This window comes from Sphingomonas sanxanigenens DSM 19645 = NX02 (assembly GCF_000512205.2).
Taxonomy (GTDB): Bacteria; Pseudomonadota; Alphaproteobacteria; order Sphingomonadales; family Sphingomonadaceae; genus Sphingomonas_D; species Sphingomonas_D sanxanigenens.
In genome coordinates this window covers 3699698-3722068 of record NZ_CP006644.1, presented here as the reverse complement: position 1 = coordinate 3722068, position 22371 = coordinate 3699698, and the positions used below count along the sequence as shown (strand labels likewise).

The 22371-nt window shown below is 67.9% G+C and carries 19 protein-coding genes; 10 read left to right on the top strand and 9 right to left on the bottom strand.

Annotated features, from left to right (window positions below):
• Positions 1 to 41: 41 nt before the first annotated feature.
• A complete protein-coding gene (locus NX02_RS16940; RefSeq protein WP_025293396.1) occupies positions 42 to 863 on the bottom strand; it encodes a shikimate 5-dehydrogenase in 822 nt (273 codons plus the stop codon).
• 139 nt (positions 864 to 1002) lie between these two features.
• Here NX02_RS16940 and NX02_RS16935 point away from each other — a divergent pair, with 139 nt between their 5' ends.
• From NX02_RS16935 to NX02_RS16915, 5 genes are all read left to right on the top strand, one after another.
• Positions 1003 to 2136, top strand: a complete 1134-nt coding sequence (locus tag NX02_RS16935) for a fumarylacetoacetate hydrolase family protein (RefSeq protein WP_025293395.1) — start codon at positions 1003 to 1005, stop codon at positions 2134 to 2136.
• A gap of 5 nt (positions 2137 to 2141) precedes the next feature.
• A complete protein-coding gene (gene xylB / locus NX02_RS16930; RefSeq protein WP_025293394.1) occupies positions 2142 to 2912 on the top strand; it encodes a D-xylose 1-dehydrogenase in 771 nt (256 codons plus the stop codon).
• 1 nt (position 2913) lies between these two features.
• The gene (locus NX02_RS16925; protein ID WP_158014055.1) at positions 2914 to 3771 is read left to right on the top strand and encodes an SMP-30/gluconolactonase/LRE family protein; all 858 of its coding nucleotides are present in this window, start codon (positions 2914 to 2916) and stop codon (positions 3769 to 3771) included.
• Between the two features lie 35 nt (positions 3772 to 3806).
• Positions 3807 to 5228 (top strand): sugar porter family MFS transporter, encoded by a 1422-nt coding sequence (locus tag NX02_RS16920; protein WP_025293392.1) that lies wholly within the window; start codon positions 3807 to 3809, stop codon positions 5226 to 5228.
• Positions 5229 to 5399: 171 nt separating this feature from the next.
• Entirely contained in the window at positions 5400 to 6413 is a 1014-nt protein-coding gene (locus NX02_RS16915) for an aldo/keto reductase (protein WP_025293391.1), read from the top strand.
• A 17-nt stretch (positions 6414 to 6430) separates the two neighbouring features.
• Here the strand turns inward: NX02_RS16915 and NX02_RS16910 are convergent, their stop codons facing one another.
• The gene (locus NX02_RS16910; protein ID WP_025293390.1) at positions 6431 to 7336 is read right to left on the bottom strand and encodes a LysR family transcriptional regulator; all 906 of its coding nucleotides are present in this window, start codon (positions 7334 to 7336) and stop codon (positions 6431 to 6433) included.
• A 239-nt stretch (positions 7337 to 7575) separates the two neighbouring features.
• Between NX02_RS16910 and NX02_RS16905 the strand changes: the two genes are divergently transcribed.
• Positions 7576 to 9195, top strand: a complete 1620-nt coding sequence (locus tag NX02_RS16905; RefSeq protein ID WP_025293389.1) for a tetratricopeptide repeat protein — start codon at positions 7576 to 7578, stop codon at positions 9193 to 9195.
• A gap of 40 nt (positions 9196 to 9235) precedes the next feature.
• On the opposite strand, the gene NX02_RS16900 is transcribed toward NX02_RS16905, so the two are convergent.
• Entirely contained in the window at positions 9236 to 10339 is a 1104-nt protein-coding gene (locus NX02_RS16900; RefSeq protein WP_025293388.1) for an AI-2E family transporter, read from the bottom strand.
• A gap of 304 nt (positions 10340 to 10643) precedes the next feature.
• On the opposite strand from NX02_RS16900, the gene NX02_RS16895 reads away from it, so the two are divergent.
• Positions 10644 to 11126: a hypothetical protein gene (locus NX02_RS16895; protein ID WP_025293387.1), complete on the top strand. Its 483-nt coding sequence runs from the start codon at positions 10644 to 10646 to the stop codon at positions 11124 to 11126.
• 107 nt (positions 11127 to 11233) lie between these two features.
• Here NX02_RS16895 and NX02_RS16890 read toward each other — a convergent pair whose 3' ends face one another.
• From NX02_RS16890 to NX02_RS16865, 6 genes are all read right to left on the bottom strand, one after another.
• The gene (locus NX02_RS16890) at positions 11234 to 12478 is read right to left on the bottom strand and encodes a ComEC/Rec2 family competence protein (RefSeq protein WP_025293386.1); all 1245 of its coding nucleotides are present in this window, start codon (positions 12476 to 12478) and stop codon (positions 11234 to 11236) included.
• A 2-nt stretch (positions 12479 to 12480) separates the two neighbouring features.
• On the bottom strand, positions 12481 to 14859 hold the full coding sequence (locus tag NX02_RS16885) for a TonB-dependent receptor (protein WP_025293385.1): 2379 nt from the start codon (positions 14857 to 14859) through the stop codon (positions 12481 to 12483).
• A gap of 226 nt (positions 14860 to 15085) precedes the next feature.
• Positions 15086 to 16102, bottom strand: coding sequence for a FecR family protein (locus tag NX02_RS16880; protein ID WP_025293384.1), 1017 nt, complete (start codon positions 16100 to 16102; stop codon positions 15086 to 15088).
• The gene (locus NX02_RS16875; RefSeq protein ID WP_025293383.1) at positions 16053 to 16661 is read right to left on the bottom strand and encodes an RNA polymerase sigma factor; all 609 of its coding nucleotides are present in this window, start codon (positions 16659 to 16661) and stop codon (positions 16053 to 16055) included. The genes NX02_RS16880 and NX02_RS16875 overlap by 50 nt, the downstream gene beginning before the upstream one ends.
• A 196-nt stretch (positions 16662 to 16857) precedes the next feature.
• On the bottom strand, positions 16858 to 17835 hold the full coding sequence (locus NX02_RS16870; protein WP_245648624.1) for an alpha/beta hydrolase: 978 nt from the start codon (positions 17833 to 17835) through the stop codon (positions 16858 to 16860).
• A gap of 61 nt (positions 17836 to 17896) precedes the next feature.
• Positions 17897 to 18889 carry a LacI family DNA-binding transcriptional regulator gene (locus NX02_RS16865; protein WP_025293381.1) on the bottom strand — a complete coding sequence of 331 codons (993 nt, stop codon included), beginning with the start codon at positions 18887 to 18889 and terminating at the stop codon, positions 17897 to 17899.
• Positions 18890 to 18968: 79 nt separating this feature from the next.
• Here NX02_RS16865 and NX02_RS16860 point away from each other — a divergent pair, with 79 nt between their 5' ends.
• From NX02_RS16860 to NX02_RS16850, 3 genes are read left to right on the top strand one after another with little or no spacing between them, the layout of a single operon-like run.
• Positions 18969 to 20150 (top strand): cytochrome P450, encoded by a 1182-nt coding sequence (locus tag NX02_RS16860; protein ID WP_025293380.1) that lies wholly within the window; start codon positions 18969 to 18971, stop codon positions 20148 to 20150.
• Positions 20147 to 21268, top strand: coding sequence for a CapA family protein (locus tag NX02_RS16855; RefSeq protein ID WP_025293379.1), 1122 nt, complete (start codon positions 20147 to 20149; stop codon positions 21266 to 21268). The genes NX02_RS16860 and NX02_RS16855 overlap by 4 nt, the downstream gene beginning before the upstream one ends.
• Complete coding sequence (locus NX02_RS16850; protein WP_245648623.1) at positions 21265 to 22311, top strand: hypothetical protein; 1047 nt, start codon at positions 21265 to 21267, stop codon at positions 22309 to 22311. Before NX02_RS16855 ends, NX02_RS16850 begins: the two co-directional genes overlap by 4 nt.
• The last annotated feature ends 60 nt before the right edge of the window (positions 22312 to 22371 follow it).

Here is a 22371-nt window from a genome sequence, read left to right as displayed (position 1 = left end):
CTCCCCCAAAGGGGAGTGGGCTTTAGCGTGGCGGGTGCTCGTTAACCCCGCGCGAATTTCGCCGCGGCTTCCACCTGCCCGGCGCTCGGCCGGACCCCGGTGTACAGCACGAACTGGTCCAGCGCCTGCAGCGCCGCGACCTCCGTTCCCGAGATCGTCACCTTGCCCGCCGCGCGTGCGGCCTTCAGCAGCGGGGTTTCCGCCGGCAGCGCGACCACGTCGAAAATCGCCGCTGCGGCGTCGATTGCGGCGTCCGAAAAGGCCAGTGCATCCGCATCGCCGCCCGCCATGCCGATCGGCGTCGCGTTGATCAGCAGCACGGCATCGCCCGCGTCCCCGGGCGTCGCGTGCCAGCCGAAGCCATAGGCCTCCGCCAGCGCGCGCCCCGCATCCTCGTTGCGCGCGACGATCGCGCCATGCGCAAAACCCGCGTCGCGCAGCGCCGCTGCCACCGCCTTGGCCATGCCGCCGCTGCCGCGCAGCTGGAACGGCGCCGCGCGGTCCAGCCCGGCGCCTTCCAGCAAGGTCCGCACCGCGGTGTAATCGGTGTTGTAGCCGGTCAGCCGGCCATCCTCGTTGACGATGGTGTTGACGCTCTCGATCACCGCAGCCGACGGCTCCAGCCCGTCGAGCATCGGGATCACGCGTTCCTTATAGGGCATCGAGACCGCGCAGCCGCGGATGTCGAGCGCGCGGATGCCGGCGACGGCGGCGGCGAGATCGCGCGTCGTGAACGCCTTATAGACATAGTCCAGTCCGAGTTGTTCGTAGAGATGGTTGTGGAAGCGCGAGCCGAAGGTGCCAGGGCGTGCCGCGAGCGACATGCACAGCCTCGTATCGCGGCCGATGCTGGTTTTGGACATGGTCAATCTCCCTGGTGAAAGCAGCTTGCGAAAATTTTTCGTTTCGCGCGCGGCCGGTACTAGCCGGAACCGTTCGCGCTTGACAGAATGGTGCATATATCGTTGGTAGCGCTATCAACGAGCGTCGAGCGGAGGGGACATGACCGGCGAAAGCGGCGCAGCAGCGTCGATCCTGCCTATGGACTGGAAAACGGGCAGTTTCCTGGGGCGCATCGCGACCCCCGAAGGGCCGACTCCGGTGCTCGTGATCGGCGGTGAACTGATCGACATGGCGCGGGTGGCGCCCACCGTTTCGGCGCTGGTCGAGGCCGGTGATTTTTCCGGCGCGGGCGGCACCGTGCTCGGCCGCTTCGATCCGGACGCGGTCGACCTGCTGAGCCCCGTAGACCTGCAATGCGTCAAGGCGTGTGGCGTGACCTTCGCGGTCTCGGCGATCGAGCGTGTCATCGAAGAGCGGGCGAGGGGCGACTGGACCGCGGCGTCGGCGATCCGCGAGCGGCTGGAAAGCCGCGTCGGCGGTTCGATCCGCGCGGTGGTGCCGGGCACGCCCGACGCGGCCGAGCTCAAGGCGGCTTTGATCGAGGATGGGCTCTGGTCGCAATATCTGGAGGTCGCGATCGGCCCCGATGCGGAGGTGTTCACCAAGTCGCCGGTGCTCTCCACGGTGGGCGCGGGCGCCGAGATCGGCATCCGCTCCGACTCGACCTGGAACAACCCCGAGCCCGAAGTCGCGCTGCTGGTGAACAGCCATGGCACGGCAGTGGGCGCGACCTTGGGCAATGACGTCAACCTGCGCGACTTCGAGGGCCGTTCCGCGCTGCTGCTCGGCAAGGCGAAGGACAACAACGCCTCCTGCGCGCTGGGGCCGCTGGTGCGGCTGTTCGACGACGGCTTCTCGATCGACGACGTCCGCGGCGCCGAGGTGCGGCTGCGCATCGAGGGCGCGGACGGCTATGTGCTCGACGGAATCAGCAACATGGCCGAAATCAGCCGCGATCCGCTCGACCTCGTCCACCAGACGTTGAGCGAGCATCATTATCCCGATGGCTTCCTGCTGCTGCTGGGCACGCTGTTCGCGCCGGTGCAGGATCGCGACGAGCCCGGCCGCGGCTTTACCCACAAGGTGGGCGACATCGTCAGCATCGAGAGCGACCGGCTGGGCCGGCTGGTCAACCGCGTCGTCTATTCGGCGGACGCCCCGGCCTGGTCGCTGGGGATCGGCGCGCTCTTCGCCAACCTCGCCGCGCGCGGCCTGATCGGCGGCGCGAAGTGACGGCGATGGGGGCGGTGGAAGCCTCTCAGCGCACGCGCGCGATCTACCCCAGCCTTGCCGGCAAGCGCGTATTCGTCACCGGCGGCGCCTCCGGCATCGGCGCCGGGCTGGTCGAGGCGTTCGCCGATCAGGGCGCGCGCGTCGCCTTCGTCGATATCGACGGCGCCTCGGGCGAGGCGCTGGCGGCGCGGCTGGAAACGCCGCTGTTCCGGGAGTGCGACCTGCGCGACCTGGCGGCGCTGAATGCGTCGATCGAGGTTTTCTCGGCGGAGCTGGGCGGCATCGACGTGCTGATCAACAACGCCGCCAACGACGATCGCCACAGTTTCGAATCGGTTACTCCCGAATATTGGGACGACCGGATGGCGACCAACCTGCGCCACTTGTTCTTCGCGGCGCAGGCGGTGGTGCCGGCGATGCGTGCGGCGGGCGGCGGCGCGATCATCAATTTCGGATCGATCAGCTGGCATCTCGGCCTGCCCGAGCTCGTCCTCTACCAGACCGCCAAGGCGGCGATCGAGGGGATGACGCGCAGCATGGCGCGCGATCTGGGCCGCGCGGGCATCCGCGTGACGACGATCGTGCCCGGCAACGTCCAGACGCCGCGGCAGGAGCGCTGGTACACGCCGGAGGGCGAGGCGGAGATCGTCGCGGCGCAATGCCTCGACGGCCGCATCCAGCCCGCGGACGTCGCCTCACTTGCCCTGTTCCTCGCGTCGGACGATGCGCGTATGTGCACCGGACACGATTATTTCGTCGATGCAGGATGGAGATAGCATGAGCGCCGAACGGGTTCTGAAGGTCGAAGCGACGCTGGGCGAGGGCCCCGTCTGGATCGAGGACGCGCTCTGGTTCGTCGATATCAAGCAGCGCCACATCCACCGCTTCGACCCGGCGACGGGCGTGGCGAAGCGCTGGGATGCGCCGGACCAGGTCGGTTGGGTGCTGCCGTCGAAGACCGGGCTGATCGTCGGCCTGAAGACCGGCCTGCACCGCTTCGATCCGGAAACGGGCAGCTTCGCGCTGCTCCACAAGCCCGAACCGACCCGGCCGAACAACCGGCTGAACGACGCCACCACCGATTCGCTGGGCCGGCTGTGGTTCGGCAGCATGGACGATGGCGAGGGTGCCGTGACCGGCCATCTGTTCGGCTGCATCAAGGGCGTGTGCACCGATACCGGCCTGCCGCCGGTGCCGATCACCAATGGCCCCGCGGTGAGCGCCGATGGCGACACACTCTACCACACCGACACGGTGGGCGGCGTGATCTGGCGCGTGCCGGTGGGCGACGACGGGGTGCTGGGCACGCCGGTGAAGCATATCGTGATCGACCAGAAGGATGGCCATCCCGACGGCTCGGTGATCGATGCCGAGGGGCATCTGTGGGTGGCGCTGTGGGGCGGCTGGTGCGTGCGGCGCTACGATCCCGCCGGTACCCTCGTCAGCACGCAGAAGCTGCCCGCGTCCAACATCACCAAGATCGCGTTCGGTGGCCCCGGGCTGCGCACCGCCTATGCCACCAGCGCGCGCGCGGGGCTGGACGAGGCGGCGCTTGCCGCGCAGCCGGAGGCAGGCAATCTTTTCGCGTTCGACCCCGGGGTAGCGGGGCTGCCGGTAACGCCGGCCGATCTCTAAGCGGCAGCTGAACCACATATAAGAAAGGGACGAGGATGGCGACGACGGCAGGTTCCGACGCGGCCAAGGTCAACATGGCATTCATTGCCGCGATCGTCGCCGTCGCGACGATCGGCGGCTTCATGTTCGGTTATGATTCGGGCGTGATCAACGGCACCCAGAAGGGGCTGGAGAGCGCGTTCGATCTCGGCAAGCTGGGCATCGGCATCAATGTCGGCGCGATCCTCGTCGGCTCCTCCATCGGCGCGTTCGGTGCAGGCCGGCTGTCCGACATGATCGGCCGGCGCGGCGTGATGATGCTGGCCGCGGTGCTGTTCCTCGTCAGCGCGCTGCTGGCGGGCGCCGCCTCCTCGTCGGTGCTGTTCATCATCGCGCGCATCGTCGGCGGCCTCGGCGTGGGGGCCGCCAGCGTGATTTCGCCGGTCTATATCTCCGAAGTGACGCCGGCGGCGATCCGCGGGCGGCTTTCGAGCATCCAGCAGGTGATGATCATCACCGGCCTGACCGGCGCGTTCGTCGCCAATTTCGCGCTTGCGCGCTATGCCGGCGGCTCCACCGCCGAATTCTGGATGGGCTATCCGGCGTGGCGCTGGATGTTCTGGCTGCAGGCGATCCCGGCGGCGATCTATCTGGTGGCGCTGTTCGTGATCCCCGAAAGCCCGCGCTACCTGGTGGCGAAGGGGCAGGAGGAACAGGCGCGCACGGTGCTCACCCGCCTGTTCGGCGCCGCCGAGGCGGACCGCAAGGTCACCGAGATCCGCGCCTCGCTCGCCGCCGACCATCACCGTCCCAAGCTGTCGGACCTGATCGACAAGACCAGCGGCCGCATCCGCCCGATCGTGTGGACCGGCCTTGGCCTCGCCATCTTCCAGCAGCTCGTCGGCATCAACGTCGTCTTCTATTATGGCGCGACCCTGTGGGAGGCCGTCGGCTTCTCCGAGGATTATGCGCTGCAGACCAACATCCTCTCGGGCGTGCTCTCGATCGGCGCCTGCCTCGCGACGATGACGATGGTCGACCGCATCGGCCGCAAGCCGCTGCTGCTGATGGGCTCCGCGGGCATGGCGGTGGCATTGGCCGTCGTCGCCTACGCCTTCTCCACCGCGATCCCGGCGGCGGACGGCGGCGTGACCCTGCCCGGCAACAATGGCGTGATCGCGCTGGTCGCCGCCAATCTCTACGTCGTCTTCTTCAACATGAGCTGGGGCCCGATCATGTGGGTCATGCTCGGTGAGATGTTCCCCAACCAGATCCGCGGCTCCGGTCTCGCCGTGGCGGGCTTCGCACAGTGGATCGCCAACGCCGCGATCTCGGTGAGCTTCCCGTCGCTGGTGGTCTGGCCGGGTCTTGCGGTCACCTACACCGGCTATGCGCTGTTCGCGGCGATCTCCTTCTTCTTCGTCCGCGCGATGGTGACGGAGACGCGGGGACGCGAGCTGGAAGACATGCAGGGGTAGGGAATTCAGCCCTCTCCCGCGAAGTGCGGGAGAGGGTTGAATCCACCCGTGAATTCATTTCCAAGCTGATGCGAACCCGCGCGCGCTTCTGCCGGCGCAGCGAATGCCTATTCTTTCCCCGTGGCCAGCGTAAACAGGACGCTGGTGGATCCGATTGGAAGGAATGGACCCATGGCGCTCAAGGATATTCTCCCCGGCAGGCTCGGCTTCGGTGCGGCGCCGCTGGGCAACATGTTTCGCGACATTCCCGAGGCCGAGGCGCTGGCGACCGTGGACGCCGCGTGGAACGACGGCATCCGCTATTTCGACAACGCCCCCTTCTACGGTGCGGGTCTCGCAGAGATCCGCATGGGCGAGGCGCTGGCCGGACGGCCGCGTGATGCGTATGTCATCAGCACCAAGGTGGGCCGCCTGATCCTCGACGAGGTGGAGGATGTCAGCGCGCGCGACCTGGGCGAGAAGGGCGAGGTCTTCAAATATGGCCGCCCCAACCGGATCGTGAACGATTATTCCGAGGATGCCACGCTGCGCTCGATCGAGGACAGCCTGAAGCGTCTGAACACCGATCGCATCGAGATCGCCTGGGTGCATGACGTGGCGCAGGATTTCTACGGCGACGACTGGCTGTCGGTGTTCGAAAGCGCGCGCAACGGCGCGTTCAAGGCGCTCGACCGGCTACGCGACGAGGGCGTGATCGAGGCGTGGGGGCTGGGCGTCAACCGCGTCGAGCCGATCGAATTGCTGCTCGACCTCGAAGGGCCGCGGCCCGACGGCTTCCTGCTCGCCGGCCGCTACACATTGCTCGATCATGATCGTGCGCTGCAGCGGGTGATGCCGAGGGTGGCCGAACGCGGCCTCGGCATCGTCGTCGGCGGGCCGTATAGTTCGGGCGCGCTCGTGGGCGGGCCCAATTTCGAATATGCCCCTGCCACCCCCGCCATCCTCGACAAGGTGGCGCGGATCAAGGCGATCGCCGACCGCCACGGCATCAGCATGAAGGCGGCCGGCCTGCAGTTCGCGCTCGCCAATCCCGCGGTGGCGGCGGTCATCCCCGGTGCCAGCCGGCCCGGCCGCATCGCCGAGGACAGCGCCGCGATGAACGAGGTGATCCCCGCCGGCTTCTGGCGCGACCTGCGCGTCGAGCGGCTGGTCAATCCCGCGGCGCCGCTGCCGATCGAGGGATAAGCGCGGTAAGCGCGCCTTCAGCCTTCCGCCAGGAAGCGCTGGAGGCGCGGCACCGTGAAGTCGAGGAAGGCGCGGACGCGCGCGGGCAGGAAGCGGGCGCCGCGGAACAGAGCGTGGATCTCGTCGTTCTCGGCGATGGCACTGTCGGCGAGCAGCTCGACCAGTTCGCCGCGCGCGATCGGGCCGCGCACATGATAGTCGGCGATCCGTGCGATGCCGACGCCGGCGATCGCCATCCGCCGCAGCGTGTCGCCATTGTTGGCGAGCAGCGAGCCGCTCAGCATCCGCTCGACGATCCGCCCGCCCTCGCGCATCGGCCAGACCGGGTTGGTGCGGCGGAAATTGAACCCCAGGCAGTTGTGCGCGACCAGATCCTCGGGGGTTTCGGGTATGCCGTGGCGCGCCAGATAGGCGGGCGCGGCGACGATGCGCCGCCGCGTCTCGCCGATGCGGCGCGCCATCAGGTTGGAATCGGGCAGCGCGCCGACGCGGATCGCAACATCGGTGCGCTCGAGATAGAGATCGACGACATCGTCGGACAGCGAGAGATCGATGCTGATGCGGGGGTACGCCTCCCAGAAGGCGGGCAGCATCGCCTCGAGCGCGGCGGTGCCGAAGGTGACGGAGGATGTCACCCGGATCAGCCCCTCGGGCGCTGCCCGATCCTGCGCGATGAGTTGTTCGGTCTCGTCGATCTGGGCGAGCAACGCCTGGCTGCGCTCATAATAGAATTGCCCTTCGCCGGTCAGCGCCAGCCGCCGGGTCGATCGCTCGACGAGGCGCACGCCCAGCCGGGCCTCAAGCCGCGCGATCAGCTTGGATACGGTAGAGGGCGTCATCATCAGCAGCCGCGCGGCTTCGGAAAAGCTGCCCGCCTCCACCACCCGAACGAACACCAGCATTTCGCCCGCGCGATTGTCCATGGCGGGACAATGCGGGGTTTGGAGGATGGCGGGTAGGGGCGATGTGGGGCAGGACCGTCGCCGGCTGCAATTCGGCGATACGCGCGTTCTTCCGCGCACGCCGCAAGTATCCCGGCCGTTCCCCAAGAACGGAACAGTATCCTTCCCTCGCGCGCAAAGCATATTCCCTGTTGTCATGATCGCTGATAGCATCATGCAAGAGCCCGTTGTCGGGCCAGGGCGGGCGTGGAGGATGACCGATGGCGTCGATTGGCCGTACGACCCTTGGCTGCCTTGCCCTGATTGCAGCGGCGCCGCTGCCCGCTGCCGCGCAGACCGACCTGCCGGCCAACGGCGATGGCCGGCCGATCAACACCGATGGCCGGGCGATCACCGTCGACGGCCGGCGCATGCCGCGGGCGGAGGCGCCGCGCTGGGCGACGTGCCAGGCGCTGGTGCGCGATCCGCATTTCGCGGCGGTCTCGGCGACGGCGGCGGAGCATGGCGTCCTGGCGCCAGCGATCTTCGTGCCGACGCGGCTGCCGCGCAATCCGGACTATGCGGCAGCACCCGACGTGCCGGCGGGATCGCCGCTGCCGGCGGTGGGGCGATCCCGCTTCGCCGTTCCCGACATCCTTTATGAAGGGCTCCAGCCCAGCGGCAACGATGTCGGCGCGGGCGATGTCCCGGCGGAGGAGGGCAGTGCGACCGCCAACCTGCTGAGCAATCGCGCCGCAAGCCTCGCCGCCTGCCTGGATGCCTATGCGCCGGGCGGCAGCCGCGGCGGCGTGCTGGGATCGCGCATGGCATCCGAACTGCGCACCGGCGCGGGACCGGGCACGCTCTATGGCGGCCCGACGCCCGGCCCCGGCGCCAATTTCCGCGGACGCGAGACGGTGGTACGGCGCGACAACGCGTTGCCGGTGGCGTTCCTGCTGTTCGATCAGGGGCGCTATGCCGAATCCCTCACCTTCTTTCACCGCGCGGCGGACAAGCTGCAGTTGCGCGAGGGCGGGGACGAGGCCGCCTTGTTCATCGGCAAGCTCGAACTGGCCGGGTTCGGCAAGGATCGCGATCCGGCACGCGCACTGAAATGGCTGAAGCGGGCGGCGACGGCGCCGTTCAACCCGGCCAACGAAACCCCGGTGTTCGACCCCACCCGGCCCGAACTCAACACAGCGGTGGGCGAGGCGGCGGTAATCCTCGGCAATCTCCATGCCAATGGGCGGCACGGGCTGCCGAAGGATATGGCGGAAGCGCGCCGCTGGTTCGTCCGCGCGTCGGACGTGGGGCATGTGCCGGCGGCCAAGCTGGTGGGGGACATGCATCTGGACGGCATCGGCACCGCGCGCGATCCGGCGAAGGCGGTGCGCTGGTATCGCAGGGCGGCGGAGCTCGACCTGCCGGCGGCGCAAGTTGCGCTGGCCGCGATCCTGTGGACGGGCGACGACGGCGTGAAGCCTGATCGCGACGAGGCGCTGGCCTGGTATCGCGCGGCGGCGCGCCACAACCATCCCGGCGCGCTCTATGCACTCGCTCGCGCGCAGGATCTGGGGGAGGGCATGCCCGCCGACCCCGAACGCGCGATCACGCTGTACAAGGCGGCGGCGCTGGCGGGGGATGGCGCCGCGATGGTGGCGATGGGCACCTATTTCTACCGCGGCGAACAGGTGCCGCGCGACCATCGGGCGGCGCGCCGCTGGTTCGAACAGGGCGCCGAGCGCGGCGATGCAGACGGCATGTTCAACCTCGCAGCGATGCTGCTGCGCGGCGAGGGCGGCACCGCCGATCGCCCCAAGGCGCGGGCGCTGTTGCGGCAGGCGGCGGTACTGGGGCAGAAAAAGGCGCCGGCGGCGATCGCGGCGATGGGGACGAACTGACGGGGAACGCCTTATACTCCCTTAGGTTGTCAGGCGCCCGTCACCCACCCGGGGGCGCCATCCGCTCATGCTCCGCGTCCTCCGTTTCCGTGGCATCGCGCTGCTCCGCCAGGATCTGCCAACCGGTGATGAACAGCGCGCCGGTCAGCGGGCCCACCACGATGCCGCTGAGCCCGATGAGGTCGATGCCGCCCAGCGTCGTCACCAGCACCAGCCAGTCGGGAATGCCGGTGTCGCGCCCCACCAGAATCGGGCGCAGGATGTTGTCGGCGAGGCCGATCACGAGCACGCCCGAAAGGATCACGACGATCGCCTGCCAGATGTCGCCGATCGCGAAGAGGTAGATCGCGACAGGGGCCCAGATGATCGCGGGGCCGACCGCAGGCAGCAGCGCCGCGATCGCCATCAGCAGGCCCCACAGCAACGCTGCGGGCACGCCGACGATCGCGAAGGTGATCGCGCCCAGCGCGCCCTGCGCCACCGCGACCACGCCCGATCCCTTCACCGTCGCGCGCACCACGCTGACGAACTTGTCGGTCAGCCGCGCCGCCACGCCGCGCTCCAGTGGCAGCGCGCGCACGATCGCGGGGCCGATCTGCTCGCCGTCACGCAGCAGGAAGAAGGTGACGTACAGGGCCACGCCGAACACCAGCAGGAAGGCCGCGGCATTGGCGCCGATCGAAAGCGCGCGCTGCGCCAATGTGCTGGCGCTGGCGCTGACGATCTGGCTCAGCCGCCGCTGCGCCTGTTCGAAGCTATCGAACCCCGAATTGTCGACGACATGCTGGATGCGCTGCGGCAGCGCATCGTGGATCTGCTGGAAATAATGGGCGAAATCGATCTGCCCGGTGCGGATCTGGTTATAGACCCCCGCCGCCTGCTCGACGACGAGGCTGGCGATGGTCAGCGCGGGGATGACGACCGCGATGGTGATGATCAGCATCGTCACCGCCGCCGCCGCGTTGCGCCGCCCCGGCCAGCGTTCCAGCAGGCGCTGGAACAGGGGCTGGAACAGCAGCGCCGCCAGCGCCGCCCAGAACAGCGCGCCGATGAAGCCCGACACGATCAGGGTCAGCCCGATCGTGACGAGCATCAGCACCACGACCAGCCCACCATTTTCCACCCGCTGCCGGGAAATCGTCATTCGTCCGTCCACCCTGCTCATCGCCGCCGCTTGCCCGCCGACCGCGCCGCCGCTGCGATGCGCAAGCGTGGGGCGGCTGGCAAGACTCGTTTCGGGGTGGAAACGCGTCGGGCTGGGGATTGGCTCCGTGGCAGCCTGCCAGCGCGGCGCCGGCGCGGCGCGCTGACCGTCTCCCCTGTTGCCCGAATATGTGGGCTTCGACCGCGATCCATCGTCAGCGCTCGCCCGAACTTGAAGTGGCCGGCGATGAGGCTCTAGATGGCGCCTGGTCCGTGACCAGCGTCTGCCGGAGGTATTCGAACGCATGCAAGCCCGCCTGACCCTCGCCGCCCTGCTCTCGACGCTGTTCCTGCCCGTGGCTTCCGCCCCGGCGGCGGACAATCCCGTGGTGGGTGGCGCCCCCGCGTCCGGCGCGACCCGCGTGCTAGACCGCAAGGCGGCGCAGCGGCTGCTCGCCAACAAGGGGCTGACCCTGCAGTGGATCGACTGGAACACGCGCGGCACCGCCCGCGTCCGCGCCGACAGCAAGGGCTGGACGCTGCGCGGTTCGCAGGTGGCGAAGGGCGGCCCGGGCCGGCTCGAACTCGACGGCAGGATCACCGAGATCGGCACCGACTATTTCATCTTCGTCGGCCGGATCAGCATCACCGATACGCCCGATGCCGGGCGATCCTGCGTGAAGGACAAGGCCTGGCGTTTCGGGATCACCCAGAACCGCCCTTATTATCGCCTGCGCGAGTTCGAATGGTGCGATGGCCTGACGGACTATATCGACCTGCACTTCTGAGGCGGATGCAGGGCTGACTGGCGCGAACCCGGCCAGGTCATCAAGCGCCTCGATAGCATCGCTTTGGGGCGGGTCGTTGCCGGTGACCCGTCGGCATTCCATCCGCCTCATTTGCGGCAGTCGAAAGGCCCGAACACTCCCGTCACCCGATCGCGCTCGTCCCGGCTGTCGGTGATCACCACCGAATAGCGATCGCCTCCGGTCGCAACGCGCACGATCACATGGCCTTGGCGACTGGCGAGGCGGTTGGTCAGCCAGGGGCTGGCGGTGGCGGTGGGATCGGCCATGGCGGTGGCGAAAATGCGCGGCACCCGCGCGCTCCTTCCGTTCAGCAGGCGATCCAGCGTCGAGGGACTGGGGTGGAGGGCGTGCCACGCCTGGATGATCCACACCTGCGCGTCGAGCGCGCGGACGGCGCCGGGGCCGGTTGCGTCGAACATGCCGTGGTGAGGCGCAACGGCAACGCTGACCGGACCGGCGGCCTCGGCGGCAGCGCTCTCCATATCGCGCCATGGGAGCGCGCCGTCATAAGTGCTGGAGGTGAGATCCCCCGCTGCAAAATAAGCGAAGCGGCCGAGCGAGATACGGATCGCCGCGGACCAGACATTCTCATCGGGGACATCGCGTGGGGGCAGCCCGGCCATCGACGGGAACCGGGTGCGGACGGCGTCATCCTCGCCCGTCCAGACCTGCCCGTTGGCAGCGATGTTGCGGATCGCATAGCCCGGTGCGGCACTGCCGCTGCGAAGCTGGTCGAGCGCCCCGGGGCGGAAGCGTTCCACGGCAAGTCCGCGGGCGCGGCGGCTGGCGACATAGGCCTGGTAGTTGCGCTGGAATGGTGCCTGCGAGGGAACGGGAACGGCATAGTCCGGATAGCCGCGGTCGATCAGCCGGCGGATCGGCACCAGCGCATCGACGTCGCTCACCCCGGTCAGGCGATAGCGGCCATCGGGAGCGAGCGGCGCATTGGCATCGACATCGCCGATATGATCGGGGTGCTGGTGCGTCGCGAGGAAGGCGTCGATCGCACGGCCGCCGGTGTCGGCAAGGCGCCTGAGCGCGTAGCGCGCGATCCATTCGCCGGGTCGCCGACCGCTGTCGGGCAGCGGTGCCAGCGTCGGCGGAGCGACGGTGCTGGAAGCACCGGCATCGATCATCAGGCTCGATCCGTCGGGGCCGATCACCAATGTCGAATCGCCGCGCCCGGTCGCAATGTGGTGGATGTCGAGACCGCCCGGCCGCCACGGCCTGAGCGCCTCGCCCACCACATCGCGATCACCGGTCGCCGCGCCCGCGCGGCCTGCCGCCGAGGCGGCAATCGCGGCGAGAAAGGCGCGCCGGTCCAGCCGCATCTTTAGAACCGTGCCGAGAGCGTGAAGCCCCAGGTGCGCGGCTCGCCGAGATATTCGGCGAGCACGCCCTGGGTGGAGTTGGTCAGCACGAAATCCTTGTTCGTCAGGTTCTTTACCCACGCCGTCGCCCGCCAGGCACGGCTCGGCGGCTCGAAGCCGATCAGCGCGTTGGCGAGATCATAGGACTTGATCTGCAGATTGGGATCGGCCGCGGCGCCGGTGTTGTAGGTTCCGGTGTAGGACCAGTTGGCGGAGGCAATCAGATAGCCGGCATCGCCCAGCGGCAGGTCGAGATCGGCGGCGAAGGAGCCCTTGTGGCGCGGCGAGGAGCCGAGATCGTTGCCGGTGTAGACCGCGCCGCCGGGGATGATGAATTCGTCATAGACGGTGTCGAGATAGCCGTAAGTGGCCGACAGGCTCAGCCAGCGCAGCGGCTGATAGGCGATTTCCACCTCGGCACCCTCCACGGTGGCCTCGCCGGCGTTGGTGATCGTCAGGATGCGGGTGAGGTTGTTGAAGAACAACTCCTGCTTGTCCTGATAATCCATGTGGAAGATCGCGGCATTCACGCGCAACCGGTTCTGAAGCCATTCGGATTTCAGCCCGAGCTCATAATTGGTCACCGTCTCCGGATCGAAAGGGGTGACGAGCGCCGTCAGGGTGGCGGCGTCGGTGTTGAAGCCGCCGGCTGTGTAGCCGCGGGTGACGCTGGCATAGGCATGGATGTCGCGCGTGGGGGACCAGGTGAGCACCGCGCGCGGCGTCACCTCGCTCCATGCTGCTTTCAGGTTGCGCGCGGTGAAGCTGCCCGCCGGGTTGATCGCGTCGATCCGGTTGAGCGACGCCGTCTTTTCGTCGCGCGTCCAGCGCACGCCCAACGTCAGGTCGACGGTACGGCCGAGATGGATCACGCCATCGGCAAACAATGCATAGCTGGTGGTGTCCACCGCCTGGTCGGTCAGCACGTTGGAGGTCTCGCGGCCGGTGACTGCGGCAAGGTTGCGGACCGTGAGCTGGCGCTTGGCATCCTCGCTCCAGAAATAGCCGCCGGCGACGACGTCGCCCCAGCGCCATTTCGGGCTGGCATAGCGCAATTCCTGCGAGAACAGCCCGACATCGTCGGCATCGCGGTTCACGGTCTGGCTGCCGGTGGAGAGGAAGCGGAAGCTGGTGCCGGTGCCCGAATAATCCTCGACCGACTTCGACGCGCGATACCCGGTGATCGAGGTGATCTGCCCCGCCGGCAGATCCCAATAGAGGCGTGCCGAAGCACCCCATTGGTCGCGGTCGAACCCCTGATCGAAGCCGAGTTCGGAGGTGCGGCGATTGCCGTCGTCACCCGCGCCCTTCGAGGAAAGCGTTCGGCCGCCGTTCGAATCCTCGGCGTAATCGGCACCGATCAGCACTTCGAGTGTTTCGGTCGCCGCGAAGCGGAACTGGCCGCGCAGGTTGCGGCTGCGGATATCGTCCTGCTCGCGACCGGTCAGCCGGTCACGGCCGAAGCCGTCGCGGTCCTTGATCGACCCGGCGATGCGCACGGCAATGGTATCGCCCGTGGAAAGATCGGCCTGGCCGTCGATCTGCCGAAGATCGTAATTGCCGATGCTGGCGCGAACGCCGCCGGCGACATCGCCGAACGCCGGCTTGCCGGTGTCGATCACGATTGCGCCACCGGTGACGTTGCGGCCGAACAAGGTGCCCTGCGGGCCCTTGAGGACCTGGATCGAACTGATCCCGTAAAGCTCGAAGGTCGCGGCACTGTTGCGCGGCACGAACAGGTCGTCGATCACCACCGCCACCGGCTTGTTGGCGCCGATCTGGGTGAAGGTGTTGGTGGCGCCACGGACGGCGATCGTCGGGCTGCTCTGGTTGAAAGCGGAAACGAGCAGGCCGGGTGTCAGCCGCGCGACGTCACGCAGCGTATCGACCTGTTGGCGCTCGATCGTCTTGCGCGAGAAGCCGGTGAGCGCGATCGGCACCTGTTGCGCCGCTTCGTCACGCTTCTGGGCGGTCACGACGATGTCGGCGACGACGACTGGTTCGCTCTCCGGTTCGGGCTGCGCGTCGCGGACCGGCACGCGCGAACGACGCAGCACGATCTGACCGTCGCTGTCGGATGCGATCTCAAGCCCGGTGCCGGCAATGAGCTGACGCAGGGCTGCGCGCGCCTCGATCCGGCCACGGACGGCACGGCTGCGCACCGCCTCCATCCCGTCAGCCGGGGCGACGATCTGCAACCCGGACTGTCGGCCGAACGCCGAGATTGCCGAGGTGATCGGCTGCGCGGGAATATCGAAGGATCGCTGCTGCGCCAGAGCCGGTGCAGCCGAAAACAGTGCGGCCACGGCAACGCCGTAGCCGATCGCGAACCGCTGGTTCATGAAACGTGCCCCCCAAGGTTGGATACGGCATTCGTGCCGTTTTCATGAGGTAGATGCCGGGGGTGCGCGGCATCCTCCATCTGCGCGCGCGAAATATTTCGGAGGCTTCCGACCCACGTTCCGGCCCTGCCGAAGCGTGGCGGAGCGGATCGGAAATCACGCATCGAAAAACCGCGACCGAGACCGCATCCGATCCTTCAATCCAGGCCTTCGCCCGGCTTGGCCTCTACTCCTGGCGGACGGCGGGAGAGGAAGGAGCCCGCTTGATCCGTATCTCCCTCTCATCCTCCTGAGTCGCAAGTCCAAGGCTGAGCGCTGCCGCGCGTGCGAAGCCCTGCGGATCGCTTGTCGAATAAACCCCGGTCACTTTGAGCGCAGCGATCGACGGATCATCCACGACAATCCGTCGATCGGAATAGCGAGCGAACTCGGCGGCTGCGGCGGCGAGCGAGAGGCCGGTCAAATCGAGCCGGCCATCGCGCCACGCCATCGATCGGTTCAATTCGCCCTCGGGCAGCGCATGCGCTGCGATCGCCTTGCCTGGGCGGACGAGCGTCACGCCGCCCGCCGGCAGCCGCACCGGCGCGATCCCGTCCCGGCTGACCGCGACGACGCCCTCGCGCACGAGCACGCCAACACTGCCATCGGCGTGGCGGCGCACGGTGAAGCTGGTTCCGATGGCGCGGATCTGCACGGTATCGGCGTAGACGACGAAGGGGCGGGCGGGATCCTTGGCGACCTCGAAGAGCGCTTCGCCGCGAACCAGATCGACACGGCGGGTCGTCGTCCCGAGATCGGGCAGGATTTCGCTGTCGGTGTTGAGCGTCACCGACGAACCCTCGGCCAGCGCAACGCGACGGACATCGCCCTTGGCGGTCGCGATGGAATCGGGCCGTGCATAGGTCGCGATGCCGATCGCGCCGACCAGCGCCGCTGCCAATGCGCCGCCGCCGATCGCGAACATCCGCCGCCGCCCGATCGCGCCGGTCGGCGGCGGCGGGGCGGGGGAAAGCGCGGGCTCGAAATGCGCGCCCAGCGCCACCGCGCGGTCGAGATAGGCATTGGCCGCCAACGCGCGGGCATACGCGCCGGCGCGACGGCTGTCGGCTGCCGCCCAGGCGTCGAGTTCGGCTTCCTCGTCGGGCGTCAGCGGCCCGCGATCGGCCCGCGCTGCCCAGGCGAACGCCGCCTGCTCAATGGCGGCGGCGCTCTCCCTCGGCGCGTCCGGGCTGGATGGGATCATCGTGGTCACGGGGTGTAGATGACTCAATGCTGCGCTTTCCGCCACGTCCGATCGCGCCGGTGAGGATCGACAGCGCCTTGATGATGTGTTTTTCGACCGTGCTTTGGGACAAGCCCAACTGCTCGGCCACCTCGCGCTGCGACAATCCATGGATCTTGCGCAAGGTGAACGCCTCACGGCAGCGCGGTGGCAATCCACCGATCAGCGTCGCCAGGCGGCCGAGTTCCTGCCGGTCGGCGGCGATCATCTCGGGGCTGGGCTCGTTCGCCGGCACCTGCAGCGCCTCGGCCTCAGCGAGCGCGTCGATCGTCACCACGTTCGAGCGACGCAGCGCCTGCAGCACGACCGATTTGGCGACCTCGAACAGATAGGTGCGTGGGTTGCGGATATGCTCCACGCTCTCCAACCCGGCGAGGATCGCGTAGCTTTCCTGCACGACATCGTCGATATCCATCGCGCTGGTGAGCGGCCGCCGCGCTAGCCATGCGCGCAGTGCCGCCTCATGCGGGAAGATTCTCTCCCCCAGCCACGCGGCGCGTTGTCTCGACACTGGACCCATTCTGCGCTTCTAGCGCCAGCATGTGACGGCCTGCTTACATCCCGGTGGAAGGCTGGCGGGCCGCTGGTCGGCGCGGTGCGTCCTCCGGCGCTATGGGCGAAGCGCGTGAACTGATCGAAGGCGGGGGGGGGCATGTGGGCTACGCGGCAGCGATCGGCTGCCGCCATGCCGGGAACGCGCACTTCGGCCGGCCCGCTCAAAATCCCTTCTTCTCGATCCGCCACTTCGGGTTCTTGCACAGCCCGCAATCCGCGCCCGCGAACAGCTTCGCCGCTTGCCGGTCGCCGCGCAGCTGCCAGTCGAGCCACGCCAGCGCGAAGCCGGCAACTTCGCCGCCATCGGGTTTGCGGAAGGTACCGCCATGGCCGACATCGCCATCGACCAGCACCGCCGGCACGCTGGTGATCCTGGCATAATCGTCGGTGCCGTTGGGCCAGGCGACATCGCCCCTGCCGCCCAGCACGTAGAGGATCGGCGTGTGCAGCGTCTCGAGCAGCGACTTTTCGACGTTGATGCCGGCGATCGGGTTGGATCCGTCGGCGAAGATGCCGCTGTTGTGGACGATCACCGTCCTGATGCGCTTGTCGCCCGCGATCTGCAGCGCCTGCAATCCGCCGCAGCTATGCCCGGCGACGGCGATCTGATCGGTCGCGATCCGGCCACGATAGGGGCTGCCGGCGCGGCTATTTTCGGCGATGGCCCAGTCGATACCCTTGGCGACATCCTGCCACGTGGTGGCGACGGCGAATTTCACGCCCGTCCCGCGATCGGCCGGCCGATCCCTGGGCGTGCTGGTCGCGTCCGGGCCGGACTGGATCTCACCCGGCGCGATCGCAAGATAGCCGTGCGAGGCGATCTCGGCGAGATGCTGCCGTGCGCTGGCGCCATCGGCGCTGCAGCCGCCATTGCCCCACACCAGCACCGCCAGCTTGCGGTCGCCAAGCTTCGCCAGATCCTTCGGCCGATAGACGACGTGATCGGCCAATGTCGGGTCGATCTCCTTGATCGCGGGGTAGGCGCCGGTGCCCGGCGTGTCGGGCATCGCATTGTCGGCGGCGCGGCTTTCCGTTTCGCGCTGTGCCAGTTCGGCGACGCCCGGCGCCTTGCCGTCCCCTTGCGCCAGCGCACTGCTGCCGAGCAGCGCCAGTCCGATCGCCATCATACCCAACCGCATCAGGCTCTCCCAAAATGTTATGAGATAAAGCTATCGCGTTCGCCGGACTATGCAAGCCCTTTCATGCGCTCTCGCGCGCGATCACCCGGAAGCCGACATCGATGCGCTTCTCCACCTCTGTGCCTGCGGTGCGGGCGCGCAGCACGCGCATCACCTCGCGCGCGATATGCGCGCCATCGACATCGACCGAGGTGATCGTCGGCCGCATGTCACCGGCGAGGCGGAGATTGCCGAAGCCGGTGACCGCAAGCTGGTCGGGCACGCGCATGCCCGCCGCCTGCGCTTCGACGATCAGCCCCTGCGCGATCCAGTCCGACCCGCAAACGACGACATCGGGCCGCTCGGGCAGGTCGGCGAGTGCGCGATAGGACAGGCGCCCCTGGCCGAAATGGCTGGGGACGTTGACGTCGAGCCGCGTCGGCTCGGGCCCGCCATCATGCAGCCAGCGCGCGATGAAACCCCCGGCACGGCGTTCCGACCGGGTCGAGCGGGGCACCACCAGATGTGGCCGGCGATAGCCGCGCTGGCGCAGGAAACGCGCCATTTCCTCGCCCGCGGCGCGGTGCGAGAAACCGATTGCGACGTCGATGGGATCCTCGGGAAGTCCCCAGGTCTCGATTACCGTGATGCCCGCGGTGCGCAGCCGCTGGCGCGTCTCGTCGTCGGAGACGATGCCGGTCAGGATGATCGCGTCGACGCGGCGGGCGAGCGCCATGTTGATCTCGGGCACCAACCGGTGATTGTCGGCGCCGGTCAGCGCCAGCACCACGCTGATGCGGTCGCTCGCCAGTTCGTCGATCATCGCCTCGATCGTGTCGTTGAAGATGGATTGGGCGATGTCCGGCACCAGCGCCGCGATCAGCCTGGAGCGATTGCTGGCCAGCGTACCTGCAGCCATGTTGGGCACATAGCCCGTCTCCTCGATCGCCTGGCGGATGCGCGCCCCGGTCGCCGCTGCCACCACCTCTGGACTGTTGAGATAGCGTGAGACTGTTGCCGCCGAGACGCCCGCGCGGGCGGCGACATCATCGAGGCGGGGCGGGCGGGTGGCCATAGACCGCTTTCTTAGCGCCGATTTCAGCGATGATGCAAAAACTCTTGCAAGCGCTTTCATGACGGCGTACGAAATTGTTATGTCTCATGACTTCGATCCCCTGCTTCCGGAAACGTTCGACAGCCCCAATGCCGATTATGCGGTGTTGCGCGCCACATGCCCGGTCGCGCATAGCGACGCTTGGGGCGGGTTCTGGGCGCTGATGAAGCATGACGATGTCGCGGCCGCCGCCGCGGACTGGCAGACCTTCATCACCTCGCAGCAGAATGTCATTCCCAAGGTGGCATTCACCGGTCGCCGCCCGCCGCTGCACCTCGATCCGCCCGAGCATACGCCCTATCGCCGCGCGATCGCGCCGCTGCTCTCCGAGCGCCGAGTCGCGAAGCTGGAGCCGGCGGTTCGCCGCATCTGCCGCGATCTGCTCGCGGCGATGGTTGTGCAAGGCTCGGGAGACATCGTCGCCGATTTCTCCGCGCACATGCCGATCGCCACCTTCGCGACCTGGATGAACCTGCCGCCCGCGGCGGTCGAGGAACTGACCCGAGTCGGCAAGCGCTACAACATTGCGATCCAGGCGAATGATATCGATGCCACGAAGGAATCGAGCGCGCTGCTCTACGACATGGCGCGTGGCGTCGTTGCCGATCGCAAGGCCAATCCCATGTCGATCGACGAGGATGTCACCAGCGCGTTGCTCGCGGTGCGCGTCGATGGCGAGCCGCTGCCGGAGGAAATGATCGTCGGCACCATCCGACAGGTGCTGGTGGTCGGCATCATCGCGCCCAGCGTGATGATCGGATCGATCGCGGTGCATCTGGCGCGTGATCGCGCGCTGCAGGATCGGCTGCGCGCCGAGCCCGCGCTGGTGCCGGCGGCGATCGAAGAGTTCCTGAGGCTCTACACCCCCTATCGCGGTTTCGCGCGTACGGCGGTGCGCGACGTGACCATCCGCGGACGGACGATCCCTGCGGGCGAGCCGATCGCGCTCGTCTACGCCTCGGCCAACCGCGATGCCGATGTGTTCGAGGCTCCCGACGAATTTCGCCTCGACCGGCCCAACATCAAGGATTCGGTCGCGTTCGGACGCGGCCCGCACATGTGCGTCGGCGCCGCACTCGCGCGGCTCGAACTGCAGGTGGCGCTCGAGGAATTGCTCGCTGCCGCACCCGGTTTCGCGCTGGCGGGCGAGCCCATGCCGACGCGCTTCCCGGAGATCGGCGCGCTCGCGGTGCCGGTGACGTTCGAGAAGGCCGCGGCATGACGCATGTCTTCCTCGCCGCCGGCGACCTCGCCCCCGATCGCGACCATTATGACGAAAGCTATGACGCCACGCGCGATGTGCTGAAGGCGGCCGACATCGCCTTCGCGCAGCTCGAAACCAGCTTCGCCGCAAAAGGTGTACGGCTGCCGCAGGCGCGCCACGCGGTGCTCGCCCGTCCCGATGGTGCCGACGCGCTGGCTCGCGCCGGGTTCGACGTGATCTCGATGGCGGGCAACCATGTGCTCGACTGGGGCAATGACGCCTTTTTCGAGACCAGGGCCAATCTCGAACGCGCCGGTATCGAGGTGGTGGGGGCAGGCGCCAACATCGCCGAAGCGCGCAAGCCGGTCGTGAAGACGCTGGGGGACGGCACCAAAGTCGCCATCCTCGCTTATTCGAGCATCCTTCCGCACGGCTATTGGGCCGAGGATCGCCGGCCGGGCTGCGCACCGATGCGCGCGCACACGCTCTACGAGCAGATCGAACATGACCAACCGGGCACGCCCGCGCGCATCCACAGCTTCCCGCACCGCGAGGACCTGGCGGCGCTGGAGGCGGACATCCGCGCGGCGAAGGCGGTGGCGGACGTGGTGCTCGTCTCGCTGCACTGGGGCATCCATTTCGTCCGCGCGACCATCGCCGACTATCAGCGCGACATCGCGCGTGCCGCCATTGCGGCCGGTGCCGACGCGATCCTCGGCGGCCACGCGCACATCCTGAAGGGCTGCGAGCTGATCGACGGCAAGCCGATCTTCTATTCGCTATGCAATTTCGCCACCGACCTGCGCATGGACCCGGCCCATGCCGCGTCGAAGGGCTTCAACGAGATCCGCGTGCTCGCCGAGGAATGGGAGCCCGATTTCGACAGCCTCTACAATTTCCCCAAGGCATCGCGCCTGTCGATGGTCGCCCGGCTGGAAATCGCCGGCGGCCGGATCGTGCGCGCCGGCTTCCTGCCGCTCTCCATCGATCGCGATGCGGTGCCCCGCTTCGTCGAGCGTGGAAGTGAACGCCACGCCGAAGTGGTCGACTACATGGCGGCAGTGACCGCCGAGGCAGGGCTCAACGCCCGCTATCGCGTGGAGAGCGAGATGGTTGTTCTGGAGGCGGCGGCGTGAGCGGTGGCGTGGCAGCGAAGCCGGCGGCCTTCCCGCTGGAGGCCTATGTCGGGCTCTACCTGATCGCCTATCTGCCCAATGTGATCATCACCAAGCTGGTGACGAGCATGCCGCACGCCGGGCTGGGGCGCCCGCTGACCGGGCTGGAGACGCTGCCGGCCTCGCTGATCATCAGCATGGTGCTGACCTACCTCTTCATCTGGTGGTCCGGCTGGCACAAGGATGCCAATGGCGTGATGATCGGCGGCCGTCGCATCCCGGTGCCGACCAAATATACCTTCCTGTCCGGCATCGGCACCGCGCTGGTGCTGTTCACCGTGCCGCTCTCCTTCACCTTCGAGGGCGTCTCGATCCCGTTCATCCAGTTGCTGATGCGCGGGGACATCCTGCTGATCGCGCCGCTCGTCGACCTGGCGTTCGGCCGCCGCGTGCGCTGGTGGAGCTGGACGGCGCTGGCGATGGTGCTCGCGGCGCTGGCGATCACGCTCTCCGATCGCGGCGGTTTCCATCTGCCGCCGCTCGCGATCCTCACGGTGGTGCTTTACACCATCGGCTACTTCATCCGCCTCGCGGTAATGACGAAGGTGTCGAAGAGCGGCGATCCCGCCTCGGTGCGCAAATATTTCGTCGAGGAGAAGGTGTTCGCGCTGCCCCTGTCGGTGGCGATCCTCGCGGCGATCTCCGCCTCCGGCATCGGCAACCAGTCCGGCGCGCTCGGCTGGGGCTTCGTCTCGGTGTGGACCGATCCGGTGATCCTGCCGCTGTTCGGCATCGGCGTGACGCTGACCATCGTCAGCGTGTTCGCCATCATCATCCTGCTCGATCCGCGCGAGAACGCCTATTGCGTGCCGCTGGAGCGCGCAGCGAGCCTCGTTGCCGGTGTCGGCGGTGCGCTGATCCTGTCCTGGTTCTGGGGCCTGAACGCACCGCGTCCGGCCGAGCTGACCGGAGCGGCGATCCTGATCGGCGCCATCGTGTTGCTTTCGCTTGCCCCCCGCTTCTCACAGCGCCCGGTAAAGGCGGCGCGCGCGGAAACCACCTGATCCCAACACAACTCCGTCCGAACCGCCGACACAGGCGGGCGGCGACCAGAGGAGAGAGAC